This is a genomic window from Ruminococcus sp. AM42-11 (assembly GCF_003480145.1).
In the GTDB taxonomy this organism is placed as follows: domain Bacteria; phylum Bacillota; class Clostridia; order Lachnospirales; family Lachnospiraceae; genus Blautia_A; species Blautia_A faecis.
Genome location: NZ_QUIO01000089.1, coordinates 1 through 2,351 on the forward strand (window position 1 = coordinate 1; position 2,351 = coordinate 2,351).

2 protein-coding genes are annotated in these 2,351 nt (G+C 35.7%); both read left to right on the forward strand.

The features are described 5' to 3' along the window. Positions 1-331, forward strand: a 331-nt coding sequence (locus DW904_RS23315) for a hypothetical protein (protein WP_207664943.1), incomplete at its 5' end; no start/stop codon positions are given. Positions 332-1,177: 846 nt separating this feature from the next. Then, positions 1,178-2,179, forward strand: a complete 1,002-nt coding sequence (locus DW904_RS22470; protein ID WP_118584330.1) for a PD-(D/E)XK nuclease family transposase — start codon at positions 1,178-1,180, stop codon at positions 2,177-2,179. Positions 2,180-2,351: the final 172 nt, after the last annotated feature.

Below are 2,351 nucleotides of genomic sequence, written 5' to 3' on the forward strand. Positions count from 1 at the left end.
TGTTCACCAAGGTAAAATCGAAATTGATGTAAACGAAAGGGCAGTTTTTATCAGAACTCAAGGCTGCTTTTTCGTTTACACCAACTCCGATTGTTTCCTTAACAGTTTGTCGAACTATCAAAACGCCAAAAACAATATACTATATAATCAATGGGCAGCCGACTTAATAACGAGATTGTCTGCCATTTTTTATACCTATTGCGGCTCCCACAAATTTGTTCAAAAGAAGCTTTTATTGCTGCAAAAACTCGGCATCCTCAATCTACACAATCGAAAAAAACATGTCTTCGCCAAATTCTATGCTTGCACTTCCCCTGGATTCTGGTCATAATAAAAGTTATTGCTAACGGCTATTTCAGGAATAATACTAAAACGATTCTATTACTATGATTACAATAGTGACCAAACCCGTTTTTTGAACTCAAATTATGTTAAAAGACGTGACTGTTTTTTATAATGTTTATGGCCAAATTTTAATTTCATGAAATAGTACCACGGCAATCCATGTTTCGCAAAGCTCACGTATATTTTGTTTAATATATACAGTTTATGAAAGGAAAAATACGAGAAAATTAGCACTTAGTGATGAAATATTACTTAAAGTTGATAAAGCCGCACGGTACATTGGCGGTGAAGTCAACTCTGTTGAAAAGGATAAAAAAGATGTGGCCATTCGTGTTGGATTTTCCATCCCGGATGTCTAGGACACGATTTTTTTACCTACTCCCTTTTAAAATCACTTAGTGCTATTTGCCGTTATTTCCTACCTTTTTATCTGTATTATTTTGTGTTAGTTCGTGTTATTTAAGCTTAAAAGGGATTCAATAACACAAAATAAGCCTTTGACAAAAGGCCATTTTTGACCACCTTTTGCAATCACTTTTCCGTTTCAGACTTCGTATCATGCCTCTTTTATGTGACAAAATTTGATATTTTTGTAAAAAACAAGTTTTTATGCAATCTATCAGTTATCTAATAATACTTCTTATGGTTACAGTTCGCTTTCCAGACGGCTATTGCTGGTATTTTTCTTATAGTGTTATGGAATGACATATTGTGTTACATGGTTTATTTGGCTGTATGTGGCACAAACTTATATAAAAATATATTGCTCCCATTTTTTCTTTATGGTAATATAAAATCATAAAATGTTATCAGTTAACCAATTATACAGGAGGTGGGTATTATAGTACGTCAGACGAATCTGGCACAGACCATTGACCTTATATCAGACCGTGCGAAATATGATGAATGTGCGAAAAAAATATTGACTTACAAAGCAATCATAGCATGGATCTTAAAATCCTGTACAAAAGAATTTTCTCAATACAGCGTGAACTTTATTTGTAATAACTGTCTGAAAGATGACGCAGAAATTTCTAAACGTGCTGTTCACCAGGATCAGCTGGATCGTGATGAGAAACTAAACGGAGACAAAAGAATCGAATGTTTGAATTCAGAGGCAAACGCTGTCAAGGATCAAACTGTATATTATGACATCCGTTTTAAAGCCTATCTTCCTGGAAACATTGAACCTATACAGCTTATTATCAATCTGGAAATCCAGTTGAATGATACTCCAGGATATCCACTTGTAACCAGAGGATTTTATTATTGTGCAAGAATGATATCAGAGCAGTATGGAACCATATTTACAGATGAACATTACGAAAAGATCCAGAAAGCATATTCTATCTGGATCTGTCCGGATCCGGCTAAAAAACGCAAAAATGGTATTTTCAAATATCACACAATTGAGGATACGATACTGGGGAAGTCCTATACAGATCCTCAAAGCTATGATCTGATGGAAGTGGTGATCGTAAATCTGGGAGATGCAGATAAAGAAAGCGAACTGGAGATCCTTGACCTGCTAAATATCCTGTTTTCAACGTCTGCCACTCCAGAAGAAAAAAAGAAGCGGTTACATGAAGATTTTGATATTGCCATGACAGAAGAATTTGAAAGTGAGGTGAGAGACATGTGTAATCTAAGTAGAGCTCTTGTAGACCAGGGAATTGAACAAGGAATGAAACAGGGAGTTGAAAAAGAAAAAATGTCCCTGGCCCAGATGATGATCGAGGAGAAGGAGCCTGCCGATAAGATTTCAAAATATACAGGCTATGCTATCGACAAGTTAAAGGAAATTGCAGCGGCAATGGGACAGACACTTGTGTAACATATGATTTTATAGGAAGAGGCTGTCCTGAAAACGTAGTTCAGCGATAACCTATAAACAAGCATTCTAAATAAGCTCGCCTTTTGGCGGGCTTATTTCCTTCTCTTAATTATACAGTTAAAGAGATTCATTTCGGCTGAATCATTACATTTACCCCTAACTTTTCTAATGT